18 protein-coding genes are annotated in these 17,748 nt (G+C 67.3%); 7 read left to right on the plus strand and 11 right to left on the minus strand.

Going from position 1 to position 17,748, the window contains the following annotated elements:
• The first annotated feature begins 40 nt into the window (after nt 1-40).
• The 5 genes from CJ179_RS03865 (at nt 41) to CJ179_RS03885 (ending at nt 5,252) form a co-directional block, all read left to right on the plus strand.
• Nucleotides 41-1,147 (plus strand): ABC transporter ATP-binding protein, encoded by a 1,107-nt coding sequence (locus CJ179_RS03865; RefSeq protein ID WP_095860729.1) that lies wholly within the window; start codon nt 41-43, stop codon nt 1,145-1,147.
• A gap of 75 nt (nt 1,148-1,222) precedes the next feature.
• Nucleotides 1,223-2,599, plus strand: a complete 1,377-nt coding sequence (locus tag CJ179_RS03870; protein ID WP_095860730.1) for an ABC transporter substrate-binding protein — start codon at nt 1,223-1,225, stop codon at nt 2,597-2,599.
• Entirely contained in the window at nt 2,596-3,459 is an 864-nt protein-coding gene (locus CJ179_RS03875) for a metallophosphoesterase (RefSeq protein WP_095860731.1), read from the plus strand. Before CJ179_RS03870 ends, CJ179_RS03875 begins: the two co-directional genes overlap by 4 nt.
• A gap of 10 nt (nt 3,460-3,469) precedes the next feature.
• Nucleotides 3,470-4,429 carry a carbohydrate ABC transporter permease gene (locus CJ179_RS03880; protein ID WP_179377525.1) on the plus strand — a complete coding sequence of 320 codons (960 nt, stop codon included), beginning with the start codon at nt 3,470-3,472 and terminating at the stop codon, nt 4,427-4,429.
• Nucleotides 4,419-5,252 (plus strand): carbohydrate ABC transporter permease, encoded by an 834-nt coding sequence (locus tag CJ179_RS03885; protein ID WP_072937887.1) that lies wholly within the window; start codon nt 4,419-4,421, stop codon nt 5,250-5,252. Before CJ179_RS03880 ends, CJ179_RS03885 begins: the two co-directional genes overlap by 11 nt.
• 43 nt (nt 5,253-5,295) lie before the next feature.
• Here CJ179_RS03885 and CJ179_RS03890 read toward each other — a convergent pair whose 3' ends face one another.
• The gene (locus CJ179_RS03890; RefSeq protein ID WP_095860732.1) at nt 5,296-6,228 is read right to left on the minus strand and encodes a LysR substrate-binding domain-containing protein; all 933 of its coding nucleotides are present in this window, start codon (nt 6,226-6,228) and stop codon (nt 5,296-5,298) included.
• A gap of 177 nt (nt 6,229-6,405) precedes the next feature.
• Between CJ179_RS03890 and CJ179_RS03895 the strand changes: the two genes are divergently transcribed.
• A complete protein-coding gene (locus tag CJ179_RS03895; RefSeq protein WP_072937992.1) occupies nt 6,406-6,843 on the plus strand; it encodes a protein-tyrosine phosphatase family protein in 438 nt (145 codons plus the stop codon).
• 82 nt (nt 6,844-6,925) lie between these two features.
• On the opposite strand, the gene CJ179_RS03900 is transcribed toward CJ179_RS03895, so the two are convergent.
• From CJ179_RS03900 to CJ179_RS03910, 3 genes are all read right to left on the minus strand, one after another.
• Nucleotides 6,926-9,199 carry a polyribonucleotide nucleotidyltransferase gene (locus CJ179_RS03900; RefSeq protein WP_015890378.1) on the minus strand — a complete coding sequence of 758 codons (2,274 nt, stop codon included), beginning with the start codon at nt 9,197-9,199 and terminating at the stop codon, nt 6,926-6,928.
• Between the two features lie 313 nt (nt 9,200-9,512).
• The gene (gene rpsO / locus CJ179_RS03905) at nt 9,513-9,782 is read right to left on the minus strand and encodes a 30S ribosomal protein S15 (protein ID WP_005240682.1); all 270 of its coding nucleotides are present in this window, start codon (nt 9,780-9,782) and stop codon (nt 9,513-9,515) included.
• A 110-nt stretch (nt 9,783-9,892) separates the two neighbouring features.
• Entirely contained in the window at nt 9,893-10,867 is a 975-nt protein-coding gene (locus CJ179_RS03910) for a bifunctional riboflavin kinase/FAD synthetase (RefSeq protein ID WP_025432373.1), read from the minus strand.
• Nucleotides 10,868-11,043: 176 nt separating this feature from the next.
• On the opposite strand from CJ179_RS03910, the gene CJ179_RS03915 reads away from it, so the two are divergent.
• Nucleotides 11,044-11,757, plus strand: a complete 714-nt coding sequence (locus tag CJ179_RS03915; protein WP_143051390.1) for a metal-dependent transcriptional regulator — start codon at nt 11,044-11,046, stop codon at nt 11,755-11,757.
• 4 nt (nt 11,758-11,761) lie between these two features.
• On the opposite strand, the gene truB is transcribed toward CJ179_RS03915, so the two are convergent.
• From truB to CJ179_RS03950, 7 genes are all read right to left on the minus strand, one after another.
• Nucleotides 11,762-12,679: a tRNA pseudouridine(55) synthase TruB gene (truB, locus tag CJ179_RS03920; RefSeq protein WP_095860733.1), complete on the minus strand. Its 918-nt coding sequence runs from the start codon at nt 12,677-12,679 to the stop codon at nt 11,762-11,764.
• A 62-nt stretch (nt 12,680-12,741) separates the two neighbouring features.
• Nucleotides 12,742-13,425 (minus strand): 4'-phosphopantetheinyl transferase Npt, encoded by a 684-nt coding sequence (gene npt / locus CJ179_RS03925; protein WP_095860734.1) that lies wholly within the window; start codon nt 13,423-13,425, stop codon nt 12,742-12,744.
• Nucleotides 13,422-14,351: a metallophosphoesterase gene (locus CJ179_RS03930; RefSeq protein ID WP_072937882.1), complete on the minus strand. Its 930-nt coding sequence runs from the start codon at nt 14,349-14,351 to the stop codon at nt 13,422-13,424. Before CJ179_RS03930 ends, npt begins: the two co-directional genes overlap by 4 nt.
• Nucleotide 14,352: 1 nt before the next feature.
• Nucleotides 14,353-15,741 (minus strand): MATE family efflux transporter, encoded by a 1,389-nt coding sequence (locus tag CJ179_RS03935; RefSeq protein WP_072937881.1) that lies wholly within the window; start codon nt 15,739-15,741, stop codon nt 14,353-14,355.
• 12 nt (nt 15,742-15,753) lie between these two features.
• Entirely contained in the window at nt 15,754-16,755 is a 1,002-nt protein-coding gene (locus tag CJ179_RS03940) for a bifunctional oligoribonuclease/PAP phosphatase NrnA (RefSeq protein WP_095860735.1), read from the minus strand.
• Between the two features lie 11 nt (nt 16,756-16,766).
• The gene (gene rbfA / locus CJ179_RS03945) at nt 16,767-17,255 is read right to left on the minus strand and encodes a 30S ribosome-binding factor RbfA (RefSeq protein ID WP_015890370.1); all 489 of its coding nucleotides are present in this window, start codon (nt 17,253-17,255) and stop codon (nt 16,767-16,769) included.
• Nucleotides 17,256-17,368: 113 nt separating this feature from the next.
• Nucleotides 17,369-17,659 (minus strand): DUF503 domain-containing protein, encoded by a 291-nt coding sequence (locus CJ179_RS03950; protein WP_015890369.1) that lies wholly within the window; start codon nt 17,657-17,659, stop codon nt 17,369-17,371.
• Nucleotides 17,660-17,748 lie beyond the last annotated feature (89 nt).

The raw sequence follows: 17,748 nt of genomic DNA on the forward strand, positions 1-17,748 counted from the left end.
CAACCGAGGAGTGCGGGTGGCGCGGATAAGACTCGAAGGCGTGTCGAAACAGTTCGGCGCTGCGCAGGTCGTGCGAGATATCGACCTCGACATCGCCGACGGAGAGTTCATGGTTCTCCTGGGACCGAGCGGGTGCGGGAAGTCGACGCTGCTACGTCTGATCGCCGGCCTCGAGAGTCCGTCCGCGGGACGCATCCTTCTGGGCGAGAACGACATCACCGGAACACCGCCCCGCCGACGGGACGTTGCGATGGTCTTTCAGAGCTACGCCCTGTACCCGCACCTGACCGTCGCGAAGAACATCGGCTTCCCTCTCCGTGCCCGCCGGCGGTCGAAGGACGAGATCCGCGAACGAATCAGCACCGTGGCGTCGGCGCTCGGTCTGCACGATCACCTGGATCGGCGTCCCGCCCAGCTTTCCGGCGGACAACGTCAACGGGTGGCGCTGGCCCGGGCTATGGTCCGCGACCCAGGGGCCTTCCTCATGGACGAGCCGCTGTCGAATCTCGATGCCGCGTTGCGCAGCGCGACCCGCACCGAGCTCATCGACCTGCACCACCGCCTGGGGTCGACGTTCCTCTACGTCACCCACGACCAGGTCGAGGCGATGACGATGGCGACGCGCATCGCGCTGCTGAACAACGGCAGGGTCGAGCAGGTCGGTACACCGACCGAGCTGTACGACACTCCCCGATCGACGTTCGTCGCCGCCTTCCTCGGCGCGCCGCCGATGAACCTGTTCGACGCGACAATGATCTATCGGGCAGGGGAACTCCACCTCGTCACCGACGGCGTCGACGCACCCCTGGGGCTGTCCGCCGGCACGGCGACCGGACCGCAGAAGGTGACCGCGGGCATCCGGCCGGAACGCATTCGGCTGAACGGCACCGATGCCCAACTCCGCGGTGTCGTCACCGCATCGGAAAACCTGGGCAGCGAAGAGATCCTGCACGTCACAGTGGGCGGCACCGTCATCCGCGTCCGCTCTCCGCGCCCCGTTCCCGCCCGGATCGGCGACACCGCCGCACTCAGTGTCGACCCGGCCGACATTCAACTCTTCGATTCCGTGACCGGCCGCCGACTGGTCTGGCACGGTCCCCACGAGCACGAGGCATCGCCTCACAGTGCCTCGCTGTCGGTGGCATGAACAGCCTCGCTGTCGTGGCATGAGCACCGGCGCGTTCACGAGACCCTCCCACAACGAACAAACAGGAGAACCACAGTGAAGAAGACCCTGCCCGGGCTGGGCGTGCTGGTGACCAGCTCGTTGGTCCTGACCGCCTGCGGCGGACTCGGCACCACCACCACCGATTCCGCGGCGAGCAGCACCGATCCGGTGCCGGAACTCACTCCGGACCAGAAGGTGTCGATCGTGTTCGAAAGCTACAACTACGGTATGGCGGGCGCGTGGACCGACACCTTCAATGCCCTCATCGACGAGTTCACCAAGCAGAATCCGAACATCCACGTCACGGCGCAGAAGCCGCAGGGCAACAGTCCGAACCCGGCCACCGACACGATCTCGAGCATCCAGAGCCAGACCGTGGCCGGAACGCCCCCGGACGTCGCGCAGCTCGGGTTCAGTGACCTGGACTTCACGATCCACCAGCTGGGCGCCCACTCGCTCGACGACCTCGTCGGCAAAGCCTCCGTGCAGAAGAACTTCGACGGTGCGAAATACCCGTATGCCCCCACCGCGCGCACCCTGGGTGACTGGGAGGGCTCCACCTACGGCGTGCCCTTCGTCTTCTCGACGCCCGTGTTCTATTACAACGCAACACTGTTCGAGCAGGCCGGTCTCGACCCGGCGGCACCACCGAAGACGTGGGACGAGGTCGCGGCCGCAGCGTCCACGATCACGACAAAGACCGGTAAGGGCGGCGTATACCTCGACTGCCTGACCAAGACGGCGAAGGACTGGTGCTTCCAGAGTCTCGTCCGGTCCAACGGCGGACGGGTCATCGCGGAGGACCGGTCGTCGCTCACCTTCGCGGACGACCCGGCCGTTCAGGTCGCGGACATGGCTCAGAACCTGGTGCAGTCGGGCTCGACACCCAAGCTCAGCCAGCAGCAGGGCTACGAGGCCTTCGCCCGCGGGGATGTCGGCATGATCCTCGAGACCAGCGCGATCCAGGGCACCTTCGTCAAGGGCGCCAAGGACAAGTGGGACCTGCGCGCCACCACGATGCCCACCTTCGCCGGCACGACCCCTGTTCCCACCAACTCCGGCGCCTCCCTCTTCACATTTGCATCCGACCCTGCCAAGCAGCGCGCGTCCTGGGAACTGATCAAGTTCCTCACCAGCGAGGAGGCCTACACCAAGATCGCGCAGGGAATCGGATACCTCCCCCTGCGCACCGGACTCGTCGACGATCCCGCCGGGCTGAAAGAGTGGTCGCAGAAGAACCCGCTGCTCGCACCGAACATCGCCCAACTCGGCTCGATGGAGCCGTGGATCTCGATGCCCGGCAACAACTACCTGCAGATCCGGGACGGCATGATGGACGCCGTCGAGGCGGTCGTGTACCAGGACGCCGACCCGAAATCCACCCTCGAAGCCGCCCAGAAGCAGGCCGCCGCGCTTCTGCCCAGCGAATGACTCCCGCACACGTCACGGTCATTCACCTGACGGACACCCACATCCGCGCCGCCGGCGACCTCGTCCACGACACGATCGACACCCTCGACAACCTCACCCGCGCACTCGACCGGATAGTCGGATCCCGCCAGCGGGTCGACGCGATCGTGCTGTCGGGCGATCTCAGCGACAACGGGGCACCGGAGGCCTACCGGCGATTGCGCACGGTTGTCGAGCCCGCGGCCGCCGAACTCGGTGCGCACATCATCTACGCGATGGGCAATCACGACGACCGCACTGCCTTCCACACCGAACTGCTCGGGCTCGACTCCGGCGGTCGTGATCTCGAGGCACCGCACGACGCGGTCCACGACATCCACGGTCTCCGGGTGATCGTCCTCGACAGCACCACCCCCGGTCGACACGCGGGCTGGCTGACGAACGAGCAGCTGACCTGGCTGGACGAGGAACTGTCCCTGCCAAGTGAGCGCGGAACGCTCCTCGTACTCCACCACCCACCGATTCCGTCGCCGGTCGCTACGGTCGACTACCTTCGCCTCCAGGGTCCGGACCGGCTCGAGGCGGTTCTGGCCGGATCCGATGTGCGGATGATCCTCTGCGGGCATTCCCACCTGACGAGTTCAGGGGCGGTGGCGGGGATCCCGGTGTGGGTCGGTCCGGCGCTGTCCTACCGGGTGGATCCGATCGCGGCGGCGGGCAGCCACCGAGGTGTCGCCGGCCACGGTTTCAGCAGGATCGATGTCCTCGATACGACGGTGGTCGCCACCGCGATCGAGGCGACTCCCGCCGAGACGGTCTACGACATACCCGAGCAGGACATGCTCGCCCGGTTGCACGCACTCGCGCTGCAGGAGGGGTGAGGGAAACATCGTGTTCGTCGCCGTACCGGATCTTGCCGACGCGACAACGCCCGTCCGGGAACCGGTGACGGTGCCTGCCACCCGTACCCACCCTCTGCGGAGGGTGGTGCGGGTGGCAGAGCCGTACCTGTTCCTGGCACCGGCTGTCGCGCTGCTGATCGTGTGGACGTACCGCCCGCTCGCTCAGGCGGCCCAACTCTCGACCTACTCCTGGAACCTGCTTCCGACCACGCCCATGGTTTCCGTCGGCGCCGACAACTACCGCCGGCTGCTCGAGCTGCCCGCGGTCGGTGACTCCGTGTGGCGGACGGTCGTCCTCATTGTCGGTCTGCTGCCGTTCACGCTCGTGCTACCGGTAGTCGTCGGATTCGTCACGCGCGGTGTACACGGACGGGCCCGGGCGGTCTACCAGAGCCTGATCTTCGCGCCCTTTCTCGTCGCCCCGGTCGCGAGCGCGGCCGTGTGGCAGTGGCTCCTCGACCCGGGCGCCGGGATCGTGAACCGGGTGCTGGGCTCGGACACCAACTGGATCCACGAACCTGCCTCGGCGCCGTGGGTGATCGTCGCCGTCACCGGATGGCATTTCCTGGGTTTCGCCGTGCTCGTGGTGTCCGCCGGAATGGCCGGCATCAGCGGGGACTACGCCGAGGCCGCGCAGGTCGACGGTGCGACGCGGCGCCAGATCGACTGGTGGATCACGCTGCCGCTGCTGTCGCCCACGCTGGTGTTCCTCGGACTCATGACGGTGCTGCTGAGCGCCCAGTGGACGTTCCCACTCATCGACACCCTCACCCAGGGCGGACCGTCACAGGCGACGACGAACATCTACTACCTGTTGTGGGACTACGGGTTCCACAGCTTCGACGCGGGCCTGAGTGCCGCCGCGGGCATCATGCTGTTCGTCGGATTCGGTCTCGTTGCCGGTGTGCTCGTGTGGATCTCGGAAAGGATCTCGTTCCATGACGACTAGCGAGGCAGTCGTACCCGAACCGTTGTGGCGGCGGGCGCGGGGACATGCCGTCCTCTTCGCCATCACCTTCGTGTGCGCATTTCCCATCTACTGGTTGCTCGCAACGTCACTGCGGCGCCCCGACGACGTCGGCTCCCTCTCCCCCGTACCGTGGCCGTTGTCACTGGGCAACTATGTGGACGCGACCGAGAAGGTCGACGTGATCCGCCTGCTCGCCAACACGTTCGCAGTCGCGGCGGTCTCGGCGGCGGGTCAGCTCCTCGTCGCGCTGCTCGCCTCGTACGCGTTCGCGATGTATTCGTTCCGCTTCCAACGCCTGCTCTACCTCGCATTCGTCGGAACCTGGCTGGTGCCGTTCCAGGTCACGATGCTTCCCAACTACGTGCTGCTGTACCAGCTGGGACTCGTCAACAACCTCGCGGGAGTGATCGTGCCGACCCTGTGTTCCGCGCTGGGGGTCCTGATGCTCCGCCAGCACATGGCCGGCTTCCCGAAGGAACTGGTCGCGGCGGCAAAGCTGGACGGCCGATCCTCGTGGTCCATTCTCTGGACCGTCGTGGTACCGAATCTGCGTCCCGCGCTGGCGGCCTTGGCGATCCTGCTGTTCATCAATGCCTGGAACGAGTACTTCTGGCCCGCGGTGGTCCTGCAGCGCAGCAATTCCGTCGTGCAGCTGGGGCTGCGGAGTTTCATGGGAACCGAGGGCAACGACTGGGGGCCGATGATGGCCGTCGCCGGGCTGGCGTGCCTGCCGGTGTTCGCGCTCTATGTCGTCCTGCAGCGGCACATCGTCAACGCCTTCGTTCGATCCGGGCTGAAATAGGACTCGAAAGACTGCGGATACCCAGCCGGAGACAAAGCCGAAATCACATAGCGACCAGGCCACGATCGCTGCGTTTCAATTCGTCGAAATCGTCGATGCAGTCGAGGAATGAGAACACGGCAGGGTTCGCCTCGACCGTTCGCCATACCGCATACAGGTCGATCGTCGGGATCGGATCGAACAATTTCACCGCCACCGAATTCGCGCCCATCGCACCGAGTCCTCCCGAACTGGCGCGCGGCAGCGACGCGAATCCGACCAACGGCTTGACCGACACCATGTGCGCGGTCGCGCCCGGATCATCGGCGGTCTGAGCGACGTCGAGCGAGATCCGGCTGTCCGACGCCGCACCGAAGATCGAGTCGTACATGGCCGGACACTGATCGCGCGAGAAGATCACACACGCCTGATTCGCCAACTCGGCGAACGGGACCGCGGCGCGTCCAGCCCAGACATGCCCCTTGCCCACGACCGCGACGAGCGGAATCTTCCGCAGGACCAGCCGGTACCGGAAGTCCGCCGTCCTCGGATGCCCGTACACGAGAGCAACGTCGAGTGTGCCGTCCGCGAGGCCCGCAAGCTGCGGTCCGGTTCGCTTCTCCCACAAGGAGACCACGACATCCGGGTGCACGGCACTCATCTTGGCGAGCGCGGACGGCAGCACGTGCCGGCTCGCCGGCATGTTGTATCCGATGTTCAGGGTTCCCGAGCGCCCTTCCGCGGTGGCCTTTGCAATCTGCGCGGCCTTCTCCATCTGGAAGACGATCAACCGGGCCTGAGCCTCGAATTCCTGGCCCGCAGAGGTCAACTTGACCTCGTGCGAACTCCGCGCGACGAGTCGCACACCCAGAGACTTCTCGAGCTTCTGCAGTTGCGCACTGAGGGACGGCTGGGTGAGATGCAGCCGTGACGCCGCCCGTCCGAAATGTAGCTCCTCGGCGATGGTGATGAATGAGACTAGATGCCTGAACTCCATAGGTCACTCCTCGACGCCATGCGCCGCCCCGATGTCCGGTAGCTCGTGCTGCAAGGCTAGCGAGGAGGCGTAACCGCGGGTGAACTGCGAAAACACGGTGAGAGCCGCAAACGTGATGCATGCATGAACGAGGCCGGGCGCGTCATGAGGACAGATTCCCCGCATAGAGTGACGACCATGATCGACACCTGGGATGCCGACGCTCCCGGAATCCTCCGCCTGCCGTCCGGGCGCCTCGTCCGCGGCCGGGGGTTGCGACGACCGCTCCCCGACGGCCCCCTGCCCGATTTCGCCGTGTACCTGCTGGGGCGCACACCGCCGCCGGTGCAGTGGGACTCACGGTGGGTCCGGTGGCCCGACTTCGCACTGCCCCGGGACCGCCGCGACACTGTGGATGCGCTGGGCGAGGTGTGGCGCCGCGCCGCGTCCGAGCGAGTGGAGGTGGCATGCGGGGGCGGCCGCGGCAGGACGGGCACCGCCCTCGCCTGCATCGCCGTGCTCGACGGGGTGCCTGCGAAGGATGCCGTCGCGTTCGTCCGGCAGCACTATCACCGTCACGCGGTCGAGACGCCGTGGCAGCGGCGGTATGTCGGACGGTTCACCACCGCATCCTGACACGACCCACCGGCACGACCGAGAACGCCGACGGCCCCGCACAGATTCGTGCGGGGCCGCCGGCGTGGTGACCGGGAGAAGACTACTTCTCGGCAGCCGCCTCTTCGCTCTGCTCGGCCGGAGCCGCAGCGCCGTCTTCCTCGACGGGGATCAGCGAGATCTTGCCGCGGTTGTCGATGTCGGCGATCTCGACACGCAACTTCGAGCCGACGCTCACGACGTCCTCGACCTTGGCGATGCGCTTGCCGCTGCCCAGCTTCGAGATGTGCACCAGCCCGTCGCGGCCGGGGAGGAGCGACACGAACGCACCGAAGGCGGTGGTCTTGACGACCGTACCCAGGAAGCGCTCGCCGACCTTCGGCAGCTGCGGGTTGGCGATGGCGTTGATCATGTCGATCGCGGCCTGCGCGGACGGGCCGTCCGTCGCACCGACGAACACGGTGCCGTCATCTTCGATGGAGATGTTGGCGCCGGTCTGCTCGGTGATGGAGTTGATCATCTTGCCCTTGGGGCCGATGACCTCACCGATCTTGTCGACGGGGACCTTGATGGCCGTGACGCGCGGGGCGAACGGGCTCATCTCGTCCGGGGTGTCGATGGCCTCGGCCATGACCTCGAGGATCGTGGCCCGCGCGTCCTTTGCCTGCGACAGCGCGCCGGCGAGGACCTTCGACGGGATGCCGTCGAGCTTCGTGTCGAGCTGCAGAGCCGTGACGAAGTCCTTCGTGCCCGCGACCTTGAAGTCCATGTCGCCGAACGCGTCCTCGGCACCGAGGATGTCGGTGAGCGCGACGTAACGGGTCTCACCGTCGACCTGGTCGGAGACGAGGCCCATGGCGATACCGGCGACCGGAGCCTTCAACGGCACACCGGCGTTGAGCAGTGCGAGCGTCGACGCACACACGGAGCCCATCGAGGTGGAGCCGTTGGAGCTGAGGGCCTCCGAGACCTGACGGATGGCGTACGGGAATTCCTCGACGCTGGGCAGCACGGGCATGAGAGCCCGCTCCGCCAGCGCGCCGTGACCGATCTCGCGGCGCTTCGGCGAACCGACGCGTCCCGTCTCACCGGTGGAGTACGGCGGGAAGTTGTAGTGGTGCATGTACCGCTTGGTCGTCTCGGGTCCGAGCGAATCGACCTGCTGCGCCATCTTCACCATGTCGAGGGTGGTGACACCCAGGATCTGGGTCTCGCCGCGCTCGAACAGAGCGGAGCCGTGGGCACGCGGAACGATGGCGACCTCGGCCGACAGCGAACGGATGTCCGTGATGCCGCGGCCGTCGATGCGGAACTGGTCGCGCAGGATGCGCTGACGGACCAGCTTCTTCGTCAGCGAGCGGAATGCCGCGCCGAGTTCCTTCTCGCGTCCCTCGAAGTTCGGGGCGACCTGCTCGAGGACCTCGACCTTGACCTCGTCGGTCTTGTCGTCGCGCTCCTGCTTGCCGGCGATGGTCAGCGCCGCGCTGAGCTTCTCCGCTGCGGCGGCCTCGACGGCGGCGAACACGTCGTCCTGGTACGCCGGGAAGACGGGGAAGTCACCGGTGGGCTTGGCCGCCTTGACCGCGAGCTGCTGCTGTGCGGTGCACAGGCGAGCGATGAACGGCTTGGCGGCTTCGAGGCCCTCGGCCACGATCGTCTCGGTGGGAGCCTGTGCGCCACCGTCGATCAGGGAGATCACGTTGTCGGTGGCCTCGGCCTCGACCATCATGATCGCGACGTCGGCGTCGTCACCGCTGCCGGAGACGATGCGACCGGCGACGACCATGTCGAAGACGGCGTTCTCGAGCTGCTCGACGGTGGGGAATGCGACCCACTGGCCGGCCTTGTTCTCGTCCGACGTGATGAGTGCGACACGCACGCCACCGACGGGGCCGGAGAACGGCAGTCCGGCGATCTGGGTGGAGGCCGACGCGGCGTTGATCGCGACCACGTCGTACAGGTCCTGCGGGTTCAGGCTCATCACCGTGACCACGACCTGGATCTCGTTGCGCAGGCCGTCGACGAACGACGGACGCAGCGGCCGGTCGATCAGGCGGCAGGTCAGGATCGCGTCCGTGGAGGGGCGGCCCTCACGACGGAAGAACGAGCCGGGGATGCGGCCCGCGGCGTACATGCGCTCCTCGACGTCCACCGTGAGGGGGAAGAAGTCGAAGTGCTCCTTGGGGTGCTTGCTGGCGCTCGTCGCGGACAGCAGCATCGTCTCGTCGTCCAGGTAGGCGACGACGGCGCCGGCGGCCTGCTGCGCGAGGCGACCGGTCTCGAAACGAATGGTGCGGGTTCCGAAGGACCCGTTGTCGATCACGGCGGTGGATTCGAACACGCCCTCATCGACTTCTACTGCGGAATTCTCTGTCATCTCTTCTTTTCACTTCCCTCTCGTCTTCGCCGTACCCGCGGGGGCGTTCTCACCCTCCTGGCGAGAACTGCGCACCTGAGGGACATCCCCCTCTCGAGTTCTCGGGATGTCACTGTGCGGAGGCGGCCGTCGATCGAAGTCCGCCGGACCGTGTCCGGAAGACCACTACCGAAGACCGACACCACATTCTCGGGTGCATACGGTAGTGCTGCCCTCGGCAGCTAACACCGATAGCCAGCGAGGCCCAGTCTAAGCAAGGCCCCGCCGGCTACCGGAGTGATTTGCGATCGAAATGATCGCGATGTTGCGAAACTCAGCGACGCAGGCCGAGACGCTCGATCAGCGAGCGGTAACGCTCGATGTCGACCTTCTGGACGTACTTGAGCAGACGACGACGGCGTCCGACCAGCAGCAGGAGGCCGCGGCGGGAGTGGTGGTCGTGCTTGTGCATCTTGAGGTGTTCGGTGAGATCGACGATGCGCTTGGTGAGCATGGCCACCTGCGCCTCCGGCGAACCGGTGTCGGTCTCGTGCAGGCCGTACTCGCTCAGAACCTGCTTCTTCTCTTCGGTGGTCAATGCCACTGGTTCACTCCTGGTGATGACGTTCGCGTGCAAGGATCGAAACTCGGCGCGGCCACCGCGAACCGCAGCGCACGCCAGCGGTCTACTTTACCAGCTGAAATGCGGGTGCTTTACCGCACGTCCTCCGATGCCGCGAGGATCGCGCGCGCACGCTCGGCGTCTTTGCCCATCGCGACGATCAGGTCGTCGACGGAATCGAACTTCTCCATCCCGCGGAGGCGCTCGACGAGGTCGACGGCCACGTGCTGGCCGTACAGGTCGGCTTCCCGGTCGAGGACGAAGGCCTCCACGGTGCGCGTCCGCCCGGAGAACGTCGGATTGGTACCCACCGACACGGCAGCCATGTACCGCTCACCGGAGGTGACGGTGCCCAGGTCGACTCCGTGCCCGAGCACGGTGAACCAGGCGGCGTACACGCCGTCCGCGGGAATCGCGGCGTACATCGGCGGCGCGACGTTCGCGGTCGGGTAGCCGAGCTGGCGTCCGCGACCGTCGCCGTGGACGACGACGCCCTCGACACGGTGCGGGCGGCCGAGGGCCTCCGTCGCGGCGGCCATGTCGCCGGCGTCCACACAGGAGCGGATGTAGGTGGACGAGAACGTGACCGCATGCTCTGCGAGCAACGTCACACCGTCGACCGCGAAACCGAACCGGTCGCCGATCTGCCGCAGCAGGTCGACGTTGCCCGCGGCCTTCTTGCCGAACGTGAAGTTCTCACCGACGACGACGTCCGCCACGTGCAGACGCTCCACGAGGATCTCGTGGGCGTACCGCTCCGGCGTCAGCTTCATGAATTCGGCGGTGAACGGCATGACGCAGAACACGTCGATGCCCAGCTCCTCCGCGAGCTCCGCCCTGCGGGCCAGCGTCGTGAGCTGGGCGGGATGACTGCCCGGACGAACCACTTCCATCGGATGAGGATCGAAAGTCATGAGCACGCTGGGTATTCCACGCGTGCGGGCAGCCGCCACCGCTCGACTGATCAATTGGGCGTGACCTCGGTGCACGCCATCGAATACGCCGATCGTGAGAACACAACGACCCCAGTCGGCAGGAACCTCGTCGAGACCACGCCATCTCAGCACGAGTGGCAGCCTACGGTGCCGCGCGCCGATGTTCATCTTCGGACCGGCTGTCCGGCGGTCCGGCGTGGCGGGGAAACGTCACGACCTCGCGGTTCGCGGTCGACGGTGAGGTCCCCCGGGGACGGATCAGGTGTGTCGATGTGTCTCGCCGGTAAGACTTGCCTAAGCTCGTTGGCGTGGCCGTGAACAAGAATGACCAGAGCGTGACCGAGGACTCGACCTCCGAGACCGGGGCGCTCTCGGCAGTGGCGCAGGACTACCTGAAGGTCATCTGGACCGTTCAGGAGTGGTCGCAGGAGCGGGTCTCCACGAAACTGCTCTCCGAGAAGATCGGGGTGTCCGCGTCCACCGTGTCGGAGGCCATCCGGAAACTGTCCGATCAGGGCCTCGTCGACCACGCCCGCTACGGGTCGATCGCCCTGACCGAGGCGGGGCGCGTGGCGGCCGTCGGAATGGTCCGCAGGCACCGCCTCATCGAGACGTACCTGGTGCACGAACTCGGCTACGGCTGGGACGAGGTGCACGACGAGGCGGAGGTGCTCGAGCACGCCGTCTCGGATCTGATGATCTCCCGGATGGACGCCAAGCTCGGCCATCCCGAACGCGATCCGCACGGCGATCCGATCCCCGCGGTCGACGGGTCGGTGCCCACTCCCCCGGCACGTCAGCTCAGCGACTTCGTCAACGGCGAGAGCGGCCGCATCGCCCGCATCTCGGACTCCGACCCGGCCATGCTGCGGTACTTCGACTCGGTGGGTGTGGCACTGGACGTGACGGTGACGGTGCTGGAGCGACGCGACTACGCCGGCACCGTGTCGGTCCGGATCGGCGTCCAGGAGGACACCGTCGAGCTCGGAAACCCCGCAGCCCAGGCCATCTGGCTGGTGTGAGCCGCTACCTCAGGGTCGCGGGACGGACCACCATCACCGAACTCGCCCGCTTTCCCCGCTCCTGGAGCAGCGCGATCGTGTGCCCACTCGGATCGATCGCGGCGTAGACGCCCTTGATTCCGATCGGCTCGAGCCAGCGACCCTGACTGATCGCTTCGGCCTCGTCCGCGTCGATCTGCCGGTGCGGGAACGCAGTCTGCGCGGCGGCGTCGATGTCGAGACTGACGCCCGGCTCCTCGGCCAACTGTTCCAGCGTGCGCGCGTGCTCGAGGGTGAACGGTCCCACCCGGGTCCGTCGCAGCGACGTGAGATGCCCGCCGACACCGATCAACGCGATCCCCAGATCACGGGCGAGCGCCCGCACATAGGTTCCGGACGAACATTCCACCTCGACGTCGAGGTCGACGAACGTGCCCTCGGTGCGCCTCGCGATCACCTCGAACCGGGACACCGTGACCGACCGGGGCGCGAGTTCGAACTCCTCACCCGCGCGGATCAGCGCGTGCGCCCGCCGGCCGTCCACCTTGATGGCGCTGACGCTCGACGGGACCTGCTGGATGTCCCCGGTGAGGGTGCGCACCTGCGCCGCGATCTCCTCGTCCCTCACGCCGGACGCATCGGCCGACGCGACGACGTCACCCTCGGCGTCGTCGGTGGTGGTGGCCTGCCCCAACCGAATCGTGGCCGTGTACGCCTTGGTCGTCAGCGCGAGGAGCCCCAGCAGCTTCGTCGCCCGCTCCACACCGAGCACCAGCACCCCGGTGGCCATCGGGTCCAGAGTGCCCGCGTGGCCGACCTTCCGGGTGCCGAGTAGCTTGCGACACCGGGCCACCACGTCGTGGCTGGTGACGCCCGCGTCCTTGTCGACGATGAGCAGTCCGGCGCCGACGAGACCGGAAGAGGGCTTTTCACGTGCAGACACGAGGCCCGATTCTGCCAGCCGCCGTCACGGCGTCGAAATCAGTGCACCGCACAGTCCCGAAATCAGTGCACCGCAATGGCGGTGATGATGAGTCCGTCGGACACCATCCACCGTCCGTCGAACGACGCCAGCGGTGGTCCGTCGATGGTCTCCCCGGAGATGATGAGATCCGAATGGAACGTGCCGGTGCCGTCGCCGGACGCCTCGAACGTGATGTGCGCGTCCTCGAACCCGAGCCACCGGGCGGTGAGCGGGAACCACGCCTTGTACGTGGCTTCCTTGGCGCAGAACAGCAGCCTGTCCCGGTGCACCGGACCGCCGGTCGCCGAGCGCCACTGCCCGGAGTCCGCCGCACCCGACAGCCAGTCGCGTTCGGCGGGCAGGCTCACCGCGTCCAGCACCCCGTCGGGCAGCGCGTCGTGCGGTTCGGCGTCGATGCCGACGGACCGCACCTGCATCGCGTAGCCGAGCGCCGCGCCGCGGTAACCGTCGCAGTGGGTGAGGCTTCCGACCACGCCGCGCGGCCACACCGGGGAACCCTTGTCGCCCCGCAGAACAGGGGCCTGGTCCACACCCAGCTTCGTCATCGCGAGGCGGGCGCAGTGGCGTGCGGTGGTGAATTCGCGTCGCCGCTTCTCCACCGCCCGCCCGATCAGCGCCTCCTCCTGCGGGTGCGGACGCAGCCCCGCCGGGTCCTCGAACAGTTCGGAGGACACCACGCCGGCCGGCAGAATTCTCTCGATCACAGGGCCCCCCTCGCCCGCATCTTCTCCACTTCGGCTTCCTGTTCGGGAGTGACCTTGAAGTGGCCGCCCCACTTGTTCAGCGTGCCCGGCGGATACTCCGGCACCGGGAGGATCTGCCGCAGCAGGTTGTCCGGGAGTCCCCGCCGCTGCCACTCCCGCGGGTAGCCCAGCGATACCTCCTCGAACCGCACCCCGTCGTAGTAGGTGGTGCGCGGAATGTGCAGATGCCCGTACACGGCGCAGACGGCGTTGTACCGGGTGTGCCAGTCCGCGGTCAGTTCGGTGCCGCACCACAGCGAGAACTCCGGGTACCACAGCACCTGCGTGGGCTGACGCACCAGCGGGAAGTGGTTGATCAGAACGGTGCGGGTGCCGGCGGGGAGGGCGTCCAGCCGGGCCTTCGTCGTCTCGACGCGGTTGCGGCACCAGGCGTCCCGTGTTCCGTACGGTTCGCTCGACAGCAGGAACTCGTCCGTGGCCACCACGTTCTTCTCCCGCGCGATCGCGAGGCCTTCCTCCTTGGTGGTGGCGCCGTCGGGCAGGAACGTGTAGTCGTACAGCAGGAACATCGGGACCAGCGTGACCGGGCCGTCCTCCCCCTCCCACACCGGGAACGGGTCCTCGGGGGTGATGACCCCGATCTCGCGGCACATGGTGACGAGGTAGTCGTAGCGGGCGGCGCCGTGGATCTGCACCGGGTCCTTCGCCGTCGTCCACAGTTCGTGGTTGCCGGGAACCCAGATGACCTGCGCGAAACGACTCCGCAGAAGTTTCAGCGCCCACCGGATGTCGTCGGTCTTCTCCGACACGTCCCCGGCGACGATCAGCCAGTCCTCGGGCGAGTCCGGGTAGATGTCCTCGGTGATCGGGCGGTTTCCCCGGTGCCCCACATGGGTGTCGCTCACCGCCATCAGTTTGGGTGCCACGTCAACCACCTTTCCGATCGTGCTCCGCCGCCGGATCGCTGTCCGATCCGTGCCGTGCCTGCAGGTCGGCCCCGACCACTGCCCAGCGGCCCGATCCGACCCGCCACACGACCGCAAGCATCCGAAGAATTAAGAACACCGTGAGTCCCGTCCAGATTCCCGCCAGGCCCCAGTCGTTCAGCATCGACAGCCAGATCAGTGGCAGGAACCCGGCCAGCGCGCAGGCCAGCGTGGCGTTCCGGAGGAAGGCGACGTCCCCGGCCCCGAGCAGCACTCCGTCGAGCGCGAACACGACGCCGGCCACCGGCATGATCGCGACGAAGAACCACCACGCCACCGCCATCTCGTCGAGCACGGCCCGGTCGGAGGTGAACAGTTCGGGGATCACGCCGTGACCGAGGGCGAAGATCAGGGCGAGTCCGGCCGCGAAGATCGTGGACCACCGGGTGATGCGCCACGACAGTCGCGTGGCGCCTGCAGCGTGCCCGGCACCGAGTGCGGCACCGACGAGCGCCTGCGCGGCGATCGCCAGGGAGTCGAGGGTGAGGGCCACGAGGTTCCACAGCTGCAGTACCACCTGGTGGGCGGCGACCGCGGCGGCGCCGAACCGGGACGCGACGGCGGCGGCCGAGAGGAAGCACGCCTGGAACGCCAGACTCCGCAGGATCAGGTCGCGGCCGAGAACCATCTGGGCGCGCATGACGTGCCACCGCGGGCGCAACGGCACCCGCTCCACCACCAGCGCCCCGACGAACAGACTCGCGGACACGGCCTGCCCGGTCACGTTCGCGACCGCCGAACCCTCGAGTTCCAGCCGCGGCGCGCCCCACAATCCGTACACCAGCACCGGGCAGGCCACAGCCGACACGACCAGACCGGCGATCACGAAACGCAGGGGCCGCACCGTGTTCTGCACACCCCGCATCCAGCCGTTGCCCGCCATCGCGATGAGGATCAGCGGGGCGCCGAACACCGCGATCCGCAACCAGCTCCCGGCGGCCGCCGCGATGTCGGAGCCACCCGCTATCGCCGACGTGACCGGGCGTCCGAACAGCTGGACCAGCGCGATCACCAGCGCGCCGATGCCCAGTGCCAGCCAGGTGGCCTGGACACCCTCCCGGACCGCGCCGCGCTCGTCGCCGGCCCCGTGCATGCGGGACGCGCGCGCCGTCGTGCCATAGGACAGGAACGTCAGCTGGGTGCTGACCTGGGCGAGAATGAGGCCACCGACGGCAAGACCCGCGAGCGCCAGCGCACCCAGACGGCCGACGACAGCGATGTCGAAGAGCAGATAGATCGGTTCGGCCGCGAGCACACCGAGCGCCGGCAACGCCAGCCCGAACACCGTCCGGGCGGTCGCGTCGCCCGTGACTTCCGAAACCTCAGCCAACGATTTCGGACCTCAGCCGAGCGATTCGACGAGCGAGTTCACGATCTCGTCCGCAGAGTTCACGGCCGTGTAGCCGGCGGCGAACCGGTGACCGCCGCCGCCGAGGTACCCGGCGACGACAGAGACGTCCACGTCGGATTTCGACCGCAGCGACACCGACCACGAGCCGTCCACCGCCTCCTTGAGGACGGCCGCGACCTCCGCCTCGGACGTCGTCCGGACGATGTCGATGACGCTCTCGATCTCTTCCGAGCGCAGATCCCCGACGTAGGCCTGCCGGATGACGGCGTAGACGAGTCCCCGCCCGCCCGCCGCCTCGGGGACGAGTGTCGCCGATCCGAGCACCGACGACAGCATCGGCAGCCAGCCGAACGGGTGGGTGTCGAGCAGGCGACGGGCGATGCGAGCCCCGTCGATGCCGGTGGCGAGGAGCCGCTCCGCGAGGGTGTGGGTGCCGGGCTGCACCCAGCGGAACGAACCGGTGTCGGTCACGAGACCCGCGTACAGGCAGTGCGCGAGGTCGGCGTCGATGTCCACACCCCACACGTCGAACATCTGCGCCACGACAGCGGTCGTCGACTCCGCCGACTCGTCGATCAGGTTCATGCGACCGAACCGGGTGTTGGACCGGTGGTGATCGATGACGAGGGTCTCCCCCGCGTTCGCGAGCCGGTCGGCGAGCTTCCCGAGACGTCCGGCGCTCCCGCAGTCGACGGTCACGAGCAGATCGACGTTGCGGCGCACCTGGTCCGCGGGCACCAGCAGGTGGGTGCCCGGCAGTTCCCGCATCGACTCCGGCAGTTCGTCGGGCGCGCCGAACGCGACCTGCACCGGAATCCCTTTGCGCTCGAGCACCAATGCCAGGGCGAGTCCACTGCCGATCGTGTCGGCATCGGGTTGGACGTGACACAGAATCGTCACCGACGTCGCGTTCTCGAGAACGGCGACCGCTTGCGGCAGAAACACCTCGTGACGATCGAGATCAGACAGGGACGTCTCCTGAGTGTGGGTCATGTCGGTTCGTGTCAGTCCGCCTGGCGGGACCGGGACGGCTCGTCGACTTCGGCGTCGTCCGCGTCCTCGACTCGGGGTTCCTTGTACGGGTCGGGGTCGCCGGCCGGGGACGCACCGGCCGCGACCCGCGCGACCTCGTCGTCGGCGGCGCGGGCGCGGGCGAGGAGTTCCTCCATGTGCCGCGCCGTGTCGGGGACCGTGTCCGCGACGAACGTCAGCGTCGGCGTGAACCGGACTCCGGTGCCTGCGCCCACCTTCGAGCGCAGAACACCCTTCGCCTTCTCCAGTCCCGCAGCCGCGGACACGAGGTCCGGTTCGGACTCGAGGTCGGCGCCCATCACGGTGTAGTAGACAGTGGCGTCGTGAAGGTCGGCCGTCACCTTGGTATCGGTGATCGTGACGAACGCCAGGCGAGGGTCCTTGATTTCGTGGTCGATCGCCGTCGCGACGATCGTGCCGATGCGCTTGGCGAGTTTGCGTGCCCGGGCGGGATCCACCATGACAATCAGACTCCTCTCCCTGGCCGCTGGATAAGTTGTGAAGTTGCGGTGTAGCTGTAGTTCATTCTGCACGCCGGGCCGCGCATGCGGCGGGGCGGGCAAGGCGCTCCGAATCAGTCCTCGGGGCCGAAAATCCTCCGCCGGACCGCAAGGAGTTGCAGTTCCGGCATCCCGGCGACGTGCCGTTCGCACGTGTCGAGCACCTCGTGTACGTGATCGACCGCCGAACTCGCCATTGTGACGCCGAGCATCGACCGGCGGTACCGATCCTGTTCCCCGGTCTCCGCCGCCGAGACGCCGTAACGTCGCAGCTCCGCCAGAACCGGTTTGACCATTGCACGTTTCTCTTTCAGAGATCGCACGTCACCGAGCAAGATGTCGAGCTCGAGCGCACCGACGTACAAACTTTCCTCCTTCGGGGAGACGTGCGCTCCCCCGGCCGATCGACTCGGCCGGAGAAGCGCACGCCGGATGACGCTGCTGCGTCACCCCA

Source organism: Rhodococcus sp. ACS1 (genome assembly GCF_002300155.1).
Taxonomy (GTDB): Bacteria; Actinomycetota; Actinomycetes; order Mycobacteriales; family Mycobacteriaceae; genus Rhodococcus_F; species Rhodococcus_F koreensis.

Excerpts from the sequence above, each read along its gene's own strand:
- CJ179_RS03875 (WP_095860731.1), top strand. The coding sequence starts at position 2,596 with ATGACTCCCGCACACGTCACGGTCATTCACCTGACGGACACCCACATC.
- CJ179_RS03885 (WP_072937887.1), top strand. The coding sequence starts at position 4,419 with ATGACGACTAGCGAGGCAGTCGTACCCGAACCGTTGTGGCGGCGGGCG.
- CJ179_RS03890 (WP_095860732.1), bottom strand. The coding sequence starts at position 6,228 with ATGGAGTTCAGGCATCTAGTCTCATTCATCACCATCGCCGAGGAGCTA.
- CJ179_RS03895 (WP_072937992.1), top strand. The coding sequence starts at position 6,406 with ATGATCGACACCTGGGATGCCGACGCTCCCGGAATCCTCCGCCTGCCG.
- CJ179_RS03900 (WP_015890378.1), bottom strand. The coding sequence starts at position 9,199 with ATGACAGAGAATTCCGCAGTAGAAGTCGATGAGGGCGTGTTCGAATCC.
- CJ179_RS03940 (WP_095860735.1), bottom strand. The coding sequence starts at position 16,755 with ATGACCCACACTCAGGAGACGTCCCTGTCTGATCTCGATCGTCACGAG.
- rbfA (WP_015890370.1), bottom strand. The coding sequence starts at position 17,255 with ATGGTGGATCCCGCCCGGGCACGCAAACTCGCCAAGCGCATCGGCACG.